Genomic DNA, 13,164 nt, shown 5'->3' with positions numbered 1-13,164 from the left:
TAAACAGACAAGCCCGGAGATGCCATGGCATCTCCGGGCTTTTTATATTCTTCCTTGGTTATCCCTTACATCTTGCGGTTGCAGTACAGGAGCAGAATGACATACCCGGCCCCGATGCAGACGAGGAGGTAGGACATTTCGGGAAGGTTGATGACGCCGACAAAAAGGACGACGACGCTGGCGATGAGATTGTACATGGCGACGGTCCGGTACAGCTTGTCGCGGTCCCGGATGCGGCCGGGCGCGAAGGCGGCGAGCAGCCATGGAGTGCGTCTGACGCCGGTGAAATAGGCGACGGCATAAATGATCAGAGCGAGCAGCAGCAGATACACATTCATGGTGGCTGTATCCCCTTGTTGATGAGCTGGGTCAGGCGGCCGGTGAGCGCGCTGTATCCTATATTATACGTCGGCATTCCAGGATGTGGGAATGGTTTTTATTGCGGAATAATCGGAATGTCTCCGGCCGCTGCCGCATAGGATTGTACGGGGAGCCAAGCTTGATCCGCTTGTTCATGGGAGAGGATGCCGGCCGACGGAAGCATGTCTTTCGGGAGGCGGCACTTATGGGCACGGACACGTTGATTGCGCTGCTGGCGCTGGTTGTATCGATCATCCAGCTGGCCGGGCGCAATGGCAAGCTGTAACGGCTGCACCGCAGGCGGGCAGGGAACTTTTCAGGTTCCCTGTCCGCTTTTTTGCGGGGACGGGGGCGCCGCATTCAGGCAAAGCCCGGAATGGACGGATTTCGAGGAAAGGCATTCCTATGGTATACTTGGGATATCCTATGATTGTTACGCGGAAAGGAAGACTTGCGATGGCGGGAACGAAGACGAACGGAACAGCCAAAGTGATGCTGGACGCGATGTCCAGGAGCGGATGGAGAATCACCGATCAGCGCCGCAAGCTGGCGGATATTTTCTCTGCGACCGAAGGCTACTTGTCTCCCAAGGATGTGTACGAGGCGATGGCGGTCTCTTACCCCGGCGTAAGCTTCGATACGGTGTACCGCAATTTGCGGCTCATGAGCGAGATGGGCGTGCTCGAACAGTTCTATTCCATGGATGCCGGGCTTAAGTTCAAGGCCGCCTGCTTCCATCACCATCATCATCATCTGATCTGCACGAACTGCGAAAAGACGCTTACCTTCGACTACTGCCCGATGGAGCAGGAAATGCGGCTGCCGGGCAACTTCAAGATCATGAACCACCGGTTCGAAGTCTACGGCATTTGCGAGCACTGCCAAAAGGAGCAAGCGGGGAGCTGATGGCCGGCTTGTTCTTTTTTTGCGGAGCTGCGCTGCTGGATGACGGCCTGCAGAGAGGCGGCCGGGATTTTTCCGGACAGGGCTCCAGCTTGTTTCCGTGACATGCCTTCTGACGGGGAGCCCCGGTCATTGACTTTGAGAACCGACCCTGATAGAATGGTCGAGGTGTAATGATTACTATTAAGCTGAAATTCCTTCCGACAGGCAGGAATGGCGGCAAGCAATCTACCAAATATGTAATAATTACGATAGAACATAGAAGGAGGGATGGCCATGCTTCTGGCATCCTTGAAAGACGTCGACTTCGGATACAGCGATGTGCCGACGCTCCACAACGCCTCCCTCGAGGTGCACAGCGCCGAGTTTGTCGCCGTGACGGGACCGAACGGAGCGTCCAAGACGACGCTGCTCAAGCTCATGCTCGGCTTGCTGAAGCCGTGGAAAGGCAAGGTGCAGCTGGCGCGGAAACGGGACGACGGCAGCAGGCTGACCGTCAGCTACGTGCCGCAGCAGATCGCCGCCTTCAACGGAGGCTTTCCGAGCAACGTGCAGGAGTTCGTCCTCTCCGGCGTCCACAGCCGCGGCTCCTGGCTCCGCAAGGTGACGGAGAAGGACCGGGCTGCGGCGGAAAAGTCGCTTCGCCAGGTGGGGATGTGGCAGCTTCGCAGCCGCCGCATCGGCGAGCTGTCGGGCGGGCAGAAGCAGCGCATCATCATCGCCAGGGCGCTGACCCAGCGGCCGGATCTGCTCATCATGGACGAGCCGACGACGGGCATGGATCAGGAAAGCCGGGCCGGATTTTACGAGCTGATGCGCCATATGGTCGAAGTCCACGGCATGACCATCGTCATGGTGACGCATGGACTGGATGAATGCCGCCCTTACCTGGACCGGATCATCGAGCTGGAGAGAAAGGGGGAGGGCGGATGGAAATGCTGCAGTACGACTTTATGCAACGGGCATTTTGTGCCGGCGGGCTGATCGCGATCATCGCCTCCGTGCTGGGCGTGTACCTCATGCTCAGACGGCAGGCGCTCATGGCGGACATGCTCTCCCATGTATCTCTGGCCGGTGTCGCCGCAGGAGCATACCTCAATTGGAACCCGACCTTGTCGGGCTTCCTGACCGCCGTCGTCGGGGCGGTAGCGGTCGAATATGTTCGCCGTTCCTACAAGACGTACAGCGAGATATCGGTTGCGATCATCATGGTCGGAGGGCTTTCGACGGCGGTTGTCCTCATGAGCCTGAACAAGAGCATCAGCAAAAGCTTCACGTCGTATCTGTTCGGATCCGTTGTCGCGGTCGATCAGACCCAGCTCGTCCTGATGGCGGCCGTAACGGTCATCGGCGGCTTGTTCTTCTTCCTGCTGCGGCGTCCGCTGTACCAGATGACTTTCGACGAGGAGACGGCGCGCGTCAGCGGCCTTCCCGTCGGGCTCATCTCGATGATGTTCAGCGTGCTCACAGGCATGATCGTCGCCGCCGCAATGCCGGTCGTCGGCGTGCTGCTCGTCTCCTCGCTGATCGTCCTGCCGGCATCGCTGGCGATCCGGATCGCCAGCCGCTTCAGTGCCGCGCTTCTGCTCGCTGTCGGCATCGGCCTGACGGGCGTATTTGCCGGCCTCACGGCCTCTTACGAGCTGAGCCTGCCTCCGGGCGGCACGATCGCTCTGGTTCTCCTCGCTCTGCTGCTAATCGGCGTCGGACTCAAGAAAGCGATCCGGTTCGTACGCTCCAAAAGCAGCCATGTGGCGGCTGCCGATACGGAGATGCATACCTACGGCCCGATTCCAAGGCTGAGCGGGGATTCACATAACCATTAATCAAGCGGAAAGAAGGGATGCATCATCATGAACAGCAAGTGGATTCGAAGCACGGCTGCAGCCGCGGCGCTGGCGCTGGTTCTAGCGGGCTGCGGCGCCAAGACGAACGGGAACGCCGCTTCCCCTGACAGCGCAGAAGGCAAGCTCAAGGTTGTCGCCACCTTTTATCCGATGGCGGAATTCAGCCGTCAGGTCGGAGGGAATCTCGTCGATGTCGCCGCTCTCGTCCCGGTCGGCACGGAGCCGCATGACTGGGAACCGAGCGCAAAGGACATGTCCAAGATCAGCGATGCGGATGTATTCGTCTACAACGGCATCGTAGAGGAATGGGCCGAGCGCGCGCTGGATAGCGCCGGAAGCGCCAAGCGGGTTGCCGTCGAAGCGAGCAGCGGCATCGAGCTGCTGGAAGGCGTCGAGGAAGAAGGGCATGAAGGCCACGATCATGAAGGCGACAGCGCCGAAGAGAGCCATGGACACCCCGTCGATCCCCATGTGTGGCTGAGCCCGGCTCTGGCGATGAAGGAAGTGCGCAATATTGAAGCGGCTTTCAGCCAGGCCGATCCCGAGCATGCGGAGCAGTACAAGCAGAACGCGGATGCTTATGCTTCCAAGCTCCAAGACTTGGATGAACAATTCAAATCCCAGCTAGCCGACGTCAAGCGCAAGGACTTCATCACGTCCCATGCGGCCTTCGCTTATCTGGCCAAGGAATACGGCTTGAAGCAGGTTCCGATATCGGGATTGTCGCCGGAGCAGGAGCCTTCGCCGGAGCAAATGGCTCAGGTCGTCAAGTTCGTCAAGGACAACAACGTCCGCACCATTTTCTTCGAAACGCTGGCCGACTCCAAAATCGCCGATACGATCGCGGCCGAGACGGGCGCGGGCACGGATGTCCTCAATCCGCTGGAAGGCTTGACGCAGGAAGAGACGGCCGCGCAGGAAGACTATATTTCCATCATGAAGAAGAACTTGGCTGCATTGAAGAAAGCCTTGAACGAGTAACCGCCGATTTCTTTACGTTAAATAATCGTAAATATAACTATTTTGCCGGATTCGTCCGGCTTTATTTCCCTAATTAAATCGTAAAAATTACAAAAAGGTGAGTGGATCGTTTTGACTATGGATTCCCATACGATTGAAGGCAGCAGCAGCTATGCGCGGGTAGAAGGAAATGCGGAGAGTGGTCCAGGACGGATTTTGCCGGTTACCGTGCTGAGCGGATACCTGGGGTCGGGCAAGACGACGCTGCTGAACCATATTCTGGCCAACCGGGATGGAATGCGGGTGGCGGTCATCGTCAACGATCTCAGCGAAGTCAATATCGATGCTTCCCTGATCAGGGATGGAGGAGGGCTTTCCCGTGTGGACGAAAAGCTCGTGGAGATGTCCAACGGCTGCATCTGCTGCACGCTTCGCGAAGATTTGCTGCGGGAAGTCGAGCGGCTCGCTCAAGAGAACCGCTTTGATTACATCCTGATCGAATCGACCGGGGTGGGCGAGCCGGTGCCGGTTGCCCAGACGTTCTCGTATGCCGACGAGGAATCGGGCATCGACCTGTCCCGCTTCTGCCGGCTGGATACGATGGCGACCGTCGTGGATGCCAGCCGGTTCTGGCATGATCTCGGCTCCGGAGATTCGCTGCTGGCGAGGAAGCAGGCTGTCGATGAAGGCGACAGCCGGGATGTGGCCGACTTGCTGATCGACCAGATCGAGTTTTGCGATGTGCTGGTGCTGAACAAATGCGATCTGGTGCCGGAGCAGGAGCTGGCGAAGCTGGAAGCGGCGCTGCGCCGTCTCCAGCCCCGGGCGAAGCTGATCCGCGCCGAGCATGGCAGGGTGGCTCCATCGGAGCTGTTGAATACCGGACGCTTCGATTTCGAAGAGGCGAGCATGTCGGCGGGGTGGCTGAAAGAGCTGGAGCAGCCGGTCCATGTTCCGGAAACAGACGAGTACGGCATTTCCAGCTTCGTGTACGAACGCGCGCGCCCCTTCCATCCGCGAAGGCTGGAGGAATGGATGGGGGACTGGCCGGAGCAGATCGTCCGCGCAAAAGGCTTCATGTGGCTGGCGAGCCGGATGGAAACGGCGCAGTCCATCAGCCAGGCGGGACCATCCATCAGCTTCGGGCCGATGGGATACTGGGCAGCGGCGCTCCCGGACGAGGAGCTGGACTTGCTCATGAGCGAGCAGCCGGATCTGAAGCAGGACTGGCATCCGCTCTACGGAGACAGGATCAACCGGGTCGTCTTCATCGGAATCGGGCTCGAAGCGGATCAGATTGCCGCGTCCCTGGACGGCTGCCTGCTTACGGATGAGGAAATGGAGGATGATTGGAGCCGGCTTGAAGATGAATTGCCGGGAGCGTCCTAGTCCCGGCAAAGCACACACGGGCAAAGCCCGGACGAGCAAAGCCCACACGGTCAAAGTCTGCACGGGTAGAGCCTGCACGAGCAATGCGTGCACGGGAAAAGCCCTCGCGAGCAAAGCCTGCACGAGCAATGCGCATCGCATGAACGAAGGAAAGGCCGGGCTGCTCAGCCCGGCCTTTCCTTCATTTCATGACCGCTTCAGCGACCTCCATTCCTCGGCCAGCCTCTGTTCGGGCAGATCGGTGCCGATCAGCACCAGATAAGGCTTGCCGGGATAATTGGACGGACTCCACTCCGCCCTCCCGCTGCTGAACTGCAGCAGCAGCATCCGGCCGCCGGAGACGAGATGTCCTTTGGCGCGAAGCAGACACGCTTCGTGGCGGGACAGGAAGGCTTCGACGGCTTCGGCGTCCAGCTGCATCGTGTCCGGCGGCATCGGAAGGGTCAACGAGCGGATCGCTGCCGCTGGATTCCCTTCGGAATGCCCGTGACGGCCAGCGGGGGACGCCATTCGAAATGGAGCGAGCGTCGCTGCGCGGGAAGCCTGCAGCATCCCCGCCGGCTGCATCGCCTTCCCGGCAGCCGGCAGCCGGCGATCCGGCGCCTGAGGACGGGGATGAACGGAGTGGAGCAGCGAAGCAACGTCCATGGAACTGCGGACGGACGGCAGGAGAGCCGCTTTCCCGTTCAGCTTGCGCAGGGATTTCTGGACTTTGTCGAGCTCGCCGGCCGGAGCCAGATCCGATTTGTTCATGAGCACGATATCGGCCTCGCTTACCTGGCTGCGGAGCAGGCGCACCAGCTGCCTCTCCGCGGAGAAACGGCTGTTGTGCTCCAGAAATCGGGATGCGTCTACGACGGTCAGGACCCGTTCGAGCTGAAGTCCCGGAGGAAGCTCGTCATTCGACGGGGAGAACATGGCGACAAGCTCGGCAGGGTCCGCCACTCCCGTCAATTCCATGAAGATCAGATCCGGTTCTCCCGAAGCCAGCTGCTTCAGGCTTGCCTCGACCTCGCTTCTTTTCGTGCAGCAGATGCAGCCGTCCAGCAGCTTTTGGACCGGCAGGCTGATCTTCTCCTGCACGATCGCGCCGTCCACATCCTCGCGTCCGAGCTCGTTCATCAGTATTCCCGGCTTCAAGCCGCGCCGCTCCGTCTCCACGAGCAGGTTCAGCAGCAGGGTCGTCTTGCCGCTGCCCAGAAATCCAGTCAATATAAATACGGGAATGGACATGAAAGCTCACCTCGCATCGAAGGGTATTACAAGAAGTACTCTTGTCCGGCTTGTCTTAGAACGAGGCGTTTTGATCTTTTTCGGCGATTGAGGTACAATCAAATAAGAATGATTCTAAACAATAGCACAGGCAAAGGGGGATCAGATTCATGTCCCAGCATGCGATTGCGCTCATGGATGCTGTCAACAGCATGGTGATCGGAAAAGGGTACAGGCTGACCCCGCAAAGGCGGGCGACGCTGGAAGTGCTGATCGGGAACGAAAGCGACCATCTCAGCGCAGAAGACATCTATTTGAAAGTCAAAAAGCTGCATCCGGAAATCGGCCTTGCGACGGTCTATCGGACGCTGGAGCTGCTGAGCGAGCTCGCCGTCGTGGAGAAGATGCATTTCGGCGACGGTGTTGTCCGCTATGATCTTCGGGCGTCGGGCCAGGCGCATATGCATCATCATCTCATCTGCAGCCGATGCGGCCTCGTCAAGGAGATCCAGGACGACTGGCTCGCTGAGCTGGAAGCCAGAGTGGCCAAGGAATACGGCTTTGCCGTGACCGATCACAGGCTGGATTTCACCGGCACCTACATGCACTGCGGCAGAAAGAGCTGCCGGCGCAAAGCCGTTTCGTGAAAGGACGATAGGATGGAGGAGGTCCGGTTTCAGGACAGCAGCGCCTTCAGGGAGGCTGCGGAGTCGTTGTTCCTGGCGGAGAAAGCCAAGCTGCTCGCCGTTCTTCCGGAGGCGGATATCCAGCATGTAGGCAGCACCTCCCTTCCCCGGGGACTGACCAAAGGCGACCTGGACATTCAAGTACGCGTGCGGGCCGACCGCTTCGCGGAAGCCGTCGTGATGCTCTCTTCCCTTTATGAGCGTAACGAAGGCAGCTCCAGCACGGAGCACTTCAGGGCATTCAAGGACGACGGCGCCGTGCCGCCGCTCGGCATCCAGCTCACCGTGGCAGGCTCGGAGACCGATTTTTTCTGGAAGTTCAGGGAGGTTCTGGCCAGGAACGAGTCGTATCTACAGGAATATGATTCCCTGAAACGGAGATACGATGGCTGCGGCATGGACGAGTACCGGGCGGAGAAGAATGCATTCTTCGAGCGGCTGATGACGACGGAGGCGTTCAAAGAGCTGGATTAGGACTGGCATATGGCCAATCCGGACCGAGCTCGATGACAATGTGAGGAAGTAAACGAGGCCCCTTTAATAGGGGCTTTTTTTTTCGTCCCGCGGCATTAAAGGGTGCGGAGAATCGTTTCCGTAAGGACAAAACTAGAAAAATGTAGATTATTGTCGAATTCTATTAAAAGAAATAAGATAAGGCTACTAGTGAACCGGGTATGTATACATAACGTGTTACAGAGAGACGCATTTCAGCAAGTTCTTCATGACCGGGATGAAATGGCTCCATGAAGGGTGGACAGGCATGAGAAAAATTCCAAAACCGGGAGCCGCAGCGGCCGCGGCCGCTGCGGTCGGGATGCTGCTGATCGTCCTTCTCTTCACCAAGCCTTACGCGGGCATGGCGGACAACGGAGACTACTTCCGGGAAATCCATAATCCGGGGCTTTATTATTTGACGGACAGCTTCGAGGACCGGCATTTCGGCTATTTCAACCGCGAGTTCGGCATTCGGGAATACCCTTACGACCCGAATTCCCGCTTCGTCTCCTCGCTGTCGCTGATGATTCGGGCCGCGCTCGGCATCGATCTCGCGATAACGGGGGACAACCGATTCGACCTTCGGTTTCTTGCAGCTTTGTATTCCGTCCTGTTCCTGGCCGCGGTGTATTTGATCGTAAAGGAAGCGGCGAGCAGGCTGAAGCCGGGCATGGCGGCATTTGCCGCGGCTGCCGCGGCTTTCATTCTGGCCGATACCGGCTATACGGTCTATTTCAATTCCTTCTACGGCGAGCCGGCCTCCTATATTTTTCTCCTTCTGTCGCTGGTGCTGATGATGAGGATGCCGGAGCGCAAGGCGGGATGGACGGCGTGGTTCATCGCTTGGGCAGCATGCGCGGTACTGTTCGCCGCAGCGAAGCAGCAGAACGCCCCGGCCGGAATTCTGTTTGCCTTGATGGGGCTAAGACTTTCCTTTCGGATGGACAAGGGCAAATGGCGGCGTGCCGCGCTCGCCGGAACGGCCGCAATCGCGGCCGCGTCCGTGGGCGTCTATCTGTTCATGACGGACGATATCAAGCATATCAACCAGTACCATGCCGTCACCCGCGGAATACTGGAAGGCTCCCTGAATCCGGAACGCGACCTGAAGGAGCTCGGCCTGGACCCCAAGTTCGCGGTTCTTGCAGGGACGACCTACTATGACAAATATCAGCTTGAACCGGTCGAATCTCCGCTGATGGAAAAAGAGTTCTACTCGAAGTTCGGATACGGAACGATTATCGGCTATTATCTCCGCCATGCGGACCGCGCTTTCGAAAAGCTGGACATGGCCGCCTCCCAGGCCTACTCCATCCGTCCGGATGCGATGGGCAACTACGAGAAAAGCGCCGGCAAGCCTTATGGGGCCAAGACCGCCTTCTTCTCCGGCTGGAGCTCGCTGAAAAAGTCGCTGTTCCCGGACGGATTCCGCTTCATTCTGCTTTATTACGGCGTCTATTACGGCGGGCTGGCCTTCTATTACGCCCGCGCATGGCGGCGGCGTCGCCATGCGGACATGTTCCGCCTGGAAGTCATGGCGCTACCCGGCGTCATCGGCTTGTCGCAGCTTGCGATCGCCTTTCTCGGGGCGGGAGATGCGGACCTCGCCAAGCATCTCTTTTTGTTCAACGTCTGTTTCGATCTCATGTTCGGCGTCATGCTCGTGCATGCGGTCAGCCGCTTGGCCGGTTGGCTGACTATTCGATGGAAGGCAGGAATGCATCGGTGGAAATCAAGAAACTCGATATCTGGATGATGGCGCTCATCATCCTGGCGTACGGAATCGTCAACTGGTTCGCTCTGCTGCCAAAGGAAACCTATCTGGAAAACGCCATTCTGATGAGCGTGCTGTTCGCGATCGTGCTTGTCTCCTATGTGAGCAGCCTGGTCGTCGCTCTGTGCGTATCGGCCATCGCTATTTTCTTCTACGGCAGCTATGTCATGTACGGGGCCGTCGTCCTTGGAAGCGGAATCGAATCCCATGTCTACTACTGGCTGGTGCTGCTGCCGGCTGCCGCGATCATGACGGCGTCCGCGGGGCAGTCCATCCGTTCCATCCAGAGGGAGAACGGTCGCCTGCGGGAACGCTATTCGGAATACGTGACGATCGACGAGAAGACGGGCTTGGACAACGCCAAGGTGTTCCACACCGTCCTGCAGCAGTATATGGGCCTGTCCAGACGCTACAAGCTTCCCTTGTCGGTGATGCTCGTCCGGCTTGATTATTACGACGATATCCGGAGCATCGTCGGCAACGAAGCGATGGGCGACGTCGTCCGCTGGATCGGCAAGCAGCTGGTCAACAGCACCCGAACGGAGGACTCCGCCTATATGCTGGAGGACGGAAGAACGTTCGCGCTGCTGCTGCTGGGCAATGCCGACGGCGCCCAGATCGTGAATCGGAGAATCAAGGATACGATCTACTCCTACGAGCTGGAGCGGTCGGCCAAAACCGTCTCTGTCCGGCTTGAGCTGAGAATAGGGGTAGCGGAATACGATTCCGAGCAGAACCAGGACGCCATCATGCTGCGGCGCATCGCGGAGAAGGACATGGAATATGATGTGTAGGACTCGGCTGCTCGCCCTGCTGGCAGCAGGGCTTATAGCCGGCGCATGGATCGCCGCTCCGGCCTTCGCGCTGACCATTGCGGGCAACGGCAGCAGCCATTCCGTTCCCTCGGCCTCGGAGCGTCCGGACAAGGTCATGCTGCTCTACGGGAACGATGTTCCTAGAGACAGGCTCATGGCCCAGTACCGGATGCTGAAGTCGATTCACGACTCCGTCGCGCTTCAGCTGGCCGGTACCGAGATGCCGGGTGAGCGGGCCGGCTTGGCGAAAGCTTACGTGATCGGCGAGCAGGCAGAGACGGCCGCCTCCGCCTGGCGCAGACGTTTCGCTGAAGAAGGCATCGGCCTGGAAACGCTGGACGAACCGAGGGAGCCTGGGGTGCCGAAGCCGGGTATCCGGGACACGACGACAGGCCTTTCCTATTTCATGCTGAAGGATGTCAATCCCTTTCTGGATCTCAATGAGCTGGAGCGCAAAGGGGAGTGGCTGCAGGAGAGGAACATCTCCTTTTTCGTGGAGCTTCGTCCCGTATTCGTGAACGCGGAATCGGAAGGAATAAAAGCTTATTTCGCCGAGGTCAGAAGCCTGCTGGAACGAGGCGGCATTCCGCTGCTCGCCCCGCTCAAGGGCTGGTCGCCTCCGGATGAGTGGCAGTCCTACGTGGAAGGCTCCATGGTCGCGGGAGTGACGGATTCATTGGAGCCCGAACGGCTTATGAAGCAGGCGTGGGATGCCTACGCGCAGCAAGGAATTTACATCGCCGGGATGAGCGGGCCGCTGGATCTGCTGTTCGATCCGTCCTGGAAGCCGATCCTTCGGCGTACCGGCCTATTCGTGGAGGATGGAGCCTGGCAAGGGTATTCCCGCGATATCGGCCCGGAGGAGGCCTGGGACGGAATCTATCTTCCCTATCGGGAAGGGCTGGAGCCGGCCGCTTCCGAAGGGGAGCTGCCCGCGGCGGCTTCCCGCGTCATCGGGCTTGAAGCCGGCGCCGATCCTGCAGCGATGTCCTCGATGCTGGAGGAAGCGGCCAGCGGCGGCACCGTATTTGCCGAGGCATCCCTCGTAGACGGCCGGATTCAATGGGACCGCGACGTCCAGCGGACCGGAGGGAGGCTGCTGATCGACGGCAATCTCCCCGCCGAGCATGTTCCTCCCGGCGGCGAACCGGCTGACCCTGCCCAGCCGGAAGCCGAAACGTCGCTCACGCTGGTGAACAAAAGCATCCAATCGGCCATGGTCGTGCTGCTTGTCGTTTCCATCCTCGTCGCCGCGGCGTTCGCCACCTTTTTCGTCGTCGGCAGGCAGATCAACCGCAGAAAGTTTTTGAGGTGAGACCATGAACGGGCAGCTTGGCGTTGTCGACTATCTTTTCCTGTACTGCATGATCTGCATCTGGGTCATGCTGCTCATCAATATCGTACTCACGATCGGCGGTTATATTTATTACCTCAAGACGCTGAGGATGCGGGTGGATGAGCCGCTGCAGAGCTATCCTTCGGTATCGGTGCTGATTCCCGCCCATAACGAAGAACGGGTAATCGGCCAGACCGTATCGGCTCTCATCCAGCTGGATTATCCCCGGGACAGGCTGGAAATCATCGTTGTGAACGACAACTCCTCGGACCGTACCGGAGAGATTCTGGCGCAATTGCAGGCCGACCATCCCGAGGTGAATCTGCGCGTGCTGACGACCGATGCCGTCACCGGAGGGAAAGGAAAATCGGGAGCGCTCAACAACGGATATCTCGCCAGCGCCGGCGAGGTTCTGGCCGTATATGACGCGGACAATACGCCGGAGCGCTCCGCGCTCAAAATTCTGGTCCACGCTCTGGAGCGGGATAAGCGGCTCGGTGCCGTCATCGGCAAATTCCGCACCCGCAACGTGTCCAAAAATTGGCTTACCCGCTTCATCAACATCGAGACGCTCGGATTCCAATGGATGGTGCAGGCGGGTAGATGGCAGCTGTTCGGACTGAGCACGATACCGGGAACGAACTTCGTCGTGCGGCGCTCCATCATCGAAGAGATGGGAGGATGGGATACGAGAGCGATCGCGGAGGACACCGAGATCAGCTTCCGGATCTACCGGCTCGGCTACCGGATTCAGTACATGCCGCTGTCGGTGACCTGGGAGCAGGAGCCGGAGACGGTCCCGGTATGGATCAAGCAGCGCAGCCGCTGGGTGAAAGGCAACATCTACGTGCTGCTCAAAAACCTGGGCCTTCTCTTTTCCCGCGATTCGCGCCGGATCCGGTTCGATCTCCTTTATTTCTGCACGGTTTATTTCCTGTTCCTGAGCTCGGCTCTGCTGTCCGACGTCATTTTCATCCTCGGGATGATGGGGCTGATCGAATACAATGTAGCCGGAAATACGGTGCTTCTCTGGTTCATGGCTTATCTGGTCTTCATCCTGGAGATGGCGATCGCGCTCAGCATGGAGAAAGGACAGAGCCGGCCGCGCAACATCGGACTCATCGCCGTCATGTACTTCACCTACTGCCAGCTGTGGCTCGTCGTGGCGGTGATCGGATTTTACCAGTACGTCCGCGACGCTGTGCTGCGCAAGGAAGCCAGATGGTACAAAACGGAACGATTCTAGGAGGATAATGAAATGCAGATAAAAGCGATCGCCGCCTTGTTGCTTGCATCCATCCTGCTTGCGTCATTTCCCGGCGCGGGCAGCGCCGGAGCGGTGCCGGCGGCCAACGCGGCAGGGACTTCGTCCGCCGCCCAGCCGGCG

14 protein-coding genes are annotated in these 13,164 nt (G+C 58.9%); 12 read left to right on the top strand and 2 right to left on the bottom strand.

Translation table 11 applies throughout. The features are described from left to right. Nucleotides 1–65: 65 nt before the first annotated feature. Entirely contained in the window at nucleotides 66–338 is a 273-nt protein-coding gene (locus PHU01S_RS20725; protein WP_021880206.1) for a DUF3784 domain-containing protein, read from the bottom strand. Nucleotides 339–481: 143 nt separating this feature from the next. On the opposite strand from PHU01S_RS20725, the gene PHU01S_RS25935 reads away from it, so the two are divergent. The 6 genes from PHU01S_RS25935 (at nucleotide 482) to PHU01S_RS20700 (ending at nucleotide 5,459) form a co-directional block, all read left to right on the top strand. Further along, nucleotides 482–646: a hypothetical protein gene (locus PHU01S_RS25935; RefSeq protein WP_218032482.1), complete on the top strand. Its 165-nt coding sequence runs from the start codon at nucleotides 482–484 to the stop codon at nucleotides 644–646. A 170-nt stretch (nucleotides 647–816) separates the two neighbouring features. Continuing rightward, nucleotides 817–1,266, top strand: a complete 450-nt coding sequence (locus PHU01S_RS20720; protein WP_048749552.1) for a Fur family transcriptional regulator — start codon at nucleotides 817–819, stop codon at nucleotides 1,264–1,266. Nucleotides 1,267–1,539: 273 nt separating this feature from the next. Continuing rightward, nucleotides 1,540–2,247, top strand: a complete 708-nt coding sequence (locus PHU01S_RS20715) for a metal ABC transporter ATP-binding protein (protein ID WP_048749550.1) — start codon at nucleotides 1,540–1,542, stop codon at nucleotides 2,245–2,247. Next, nucleotides 2,193–3,089: a metal ABC transporter permease gene (locus PHU01S_RS20710; RefSeq protein ID WP_127509671.1), complete on the top strand. Its 897-nt coding sequence runs from the start codon at nucleotides 2,193–2,195 to the stop codon at nucleotides 3,087–3,089. The genes PHU01S_RS20715 and PHU01S_RS20710 overlap by 55 nt, the downstream gene beginning before the upstream one ends. A gap of 27 nt (nucleotides 3,090–3,116) precedes the next feature. Further along, nucleotides 3,117–4,091: a metal ABC transporter substrate-binding protein gene (locus PHU01S_RS20705; protein WP_127509668.1), complete on the top strand. Its 975-nt coding sequence runs from the start codon at nucleotides 3,117–3,119 to the stop codon at nucleotides 4,089–4,091. A 117-nt stretch (nucleotides 4,092–4,208) separates the two neighbouring features. Continuing rightward, a complete protein-coding gene (locus PHU01S_RS20700) occupies nucleotides 4,209–5,459 on the top strand; it encodes a GTP-binding protein (RefSeq protein ID WP_083436637.1) in 1,251 nt (416 codons plus the stop codon). Between the two features lie 186 nt (nucleotides 5,460–5,645). Here PHU01S_RS20700 and PHU01S_RS20695 read toward each other — a convergent pair whose 3' ends face one another. Further along, nucleotides 5,646–6,671, bottom strand: coding sequence for a CobW family GTP-binding protein (locus tag PHU01S_RS20695; RefSeq protein WP_218032481.1), 1,026 nt, complete (start codon nucleotides 6,669–6,671; stop codon nucleotides 5,646–5,648). A 170-nt stretch (nucleotides 6,672–6,841) separates the two neighbouring features. Between PHU01S_RS20695 and PHU01S_RS20690 the strand changes: the two genes are divergently transcribed. The 6 genes from PHU01S_RS20690 to PHU01S_RS20670 all read left to right on the top strand — a co-directional run bounded on the left by PHU01S_RS20690 (nucleotide 6,842) and on the right by PHU01S_RS20670 (nucleotide 13,023). Further along, nucleotides 6,842–7,318, top strand: coding sequence for a Fur family transcriptional regulator (locus tag PHU01S_RS20690; protein ID WP_048749542.1), 477 nt, complete (start codon nucleotides 6,842–6,844; stop codon nucleotides 7,316–7,318). 12 nt (nucleotides 7,319–7,330) lie between these two features. Beyond that, nucleotides 7,331–7,831, top strand: coding sequence for a GrpB family protein (locus PHU01S_RS20685; protein WP_127509661.1), 501 nt, complete (start codon nucleotides 7,331–7,333; stop codon nucleotides 7,829–7,831). Nucleotides 7,832–8,117: 286 nt separating this feature from the next. Beyond that, nucleotides 8,118–9,608, top strand: a complete 1,491-nt coding sequence (wsfD, locus tag PHU01S_RS25930; RefSeq protein WP_164763141.1) for a glycan biosynthesis hexose transferase WsfD — start codon at nucleotides 8,118–8,120, stop codon at nucleotides 9,606–9,608. Further along, entirely contained in the window at nucleotides 9,578–10,420 is an 843-nt protein-coding gene (locus tag PHU01S_RS20680) for a GGDEF domain-containing protein (protein ID WP_164763140.1), read from the top strand. The genes wsfD and PHU01S_RS20680 overlap by 31 nt, the downstream gene beginning before the upstream one ends. Continuing rightward, on the top strand, nucleotides 10,410–11,756 hold the full coding sequence (locus PHU01S_RS20675; protein ID WP_127509655.1) for a hypothetical protein: 1,347 nt from the start codon (nucleotides 10,410–10,412) through the stop codon (nucleotides 11,754–11,756). The genes PHU01S_RS20680 and PHU01S_RS20675 overlap by 11 nt, the downstream gene beginning before the upstream one ends. A 4-nt stretch (nucleotides 11,757–11,760) precedes the next feature. After that, nucleotides 11,761–13,023 carry a glycosyltransferase family 2 protein gene (locus PHU01S_RS20670; RefSeq protein WP_049867280.1) on the top strand — a complete coding sequence of 421 codons (1,263 nt, stop codon included), beginning with the start codon at nucleotides 11,761–11,763 and terminating at the stop codon, nucleotides 13,021–13,023. Nucleotides 13,024–13,164: the final 141 nt, after the last annotated feature.

This window comes from Paenibacillus humicus NBRC 102415, assembly GCF_004000905.1.
GTDB lineage: Bacteria > Bacillota > Bacilli > Paenibacillales > Paenibacillaceae > Paenibacillus_O > Paenibacillus_O humicus.
Note: the sequence above shows the minus strand (reverse complement) of the source record. Positions and strands in the feature narration are given on the sequence as shown.

Excerpts from the sequence above, each read along its gene's own strand:
- PHU01S_RS20725 (WP_021880206.1), bottom strand. The coding sequence starts at position 338 with ATGAATGTGTATCTGCTGCTGCTCGCTCTGATCATTTATGCCGTCGCC.
- PHU01S_RS20720 (WP_048749552.1), top strand. The coding sequence starts at position 817 with ATGGCGGGAACGAAGACGAACGGAACAGCCAAAGTGATGCTGGACGCG.
- PHU01S_RS20715 (WP_048749550.1), top strand. The coding sequence starts at position 1,540 with ATGCTTCTGGCATCCTTGAAAGACGTCGACTTCGGATACAGCGATGTG.
- PHU01S_RS20710 (WP_127509671.1), top strand. The coding sequence starts at position 2,193 with ATGGAAATGCTGCAGTACGACTTTATGCAACGGGCATTTTGTGCCGGC.
- PHU01S_RS20705 (WP_127509668.1), top strand. The coding sequence starts at position 3,117 with ATGAACAGCAAGTGGATTCGAAGCACGGCTGCAGCCGCGGCGCTGGCG.
- PHU01S_RS20700 (WP_083436637.1), top strand. The coding sequence starts at position 4,209 with ATGGATTCCCATACGATTGAAGGCAGCAGCAGCTATGCGCGGGTAGAA.
- PHU01S_RS20690 (WP_048749542.1), top strand. The coding sequence starts at position 6,842 with ATGTCCCAGCATGCGATTGCGCTCATGGATGCTGTCAACAGCATGGTG.
- PHU01S_RS20685 (WP_127509661.1), top strand. The coding sequence starts at position 7,331 with ATGGAGGAGGTCCGGTTTCAGGACAGCAGCGCCTTCAGGGAGGCTGCG.
- wsfD (WP_164763141.1), top strand. The coding sequence starts at position 8,118 with ATGAGAAAAATTCCAAAACCGGGAGCCGCAGCGGCCGCGGCCGCTGCG.
- PHU01S_RS20675 (WP_127509655.1), top strand. The coding sequence starts at position 10,410 with ATGATGTGTAGGACTCGGCTGCTCGCCCTGCTGGCAGCAGGGCTTATA.
- PHU01S_RS20670 (WP_049867280.1), top strand. The coding sequence starts at position 11,761 with ATGAACGGGCAGCTTGGCGTTGTCGACTATCTTTTCCTGTACTGCATG.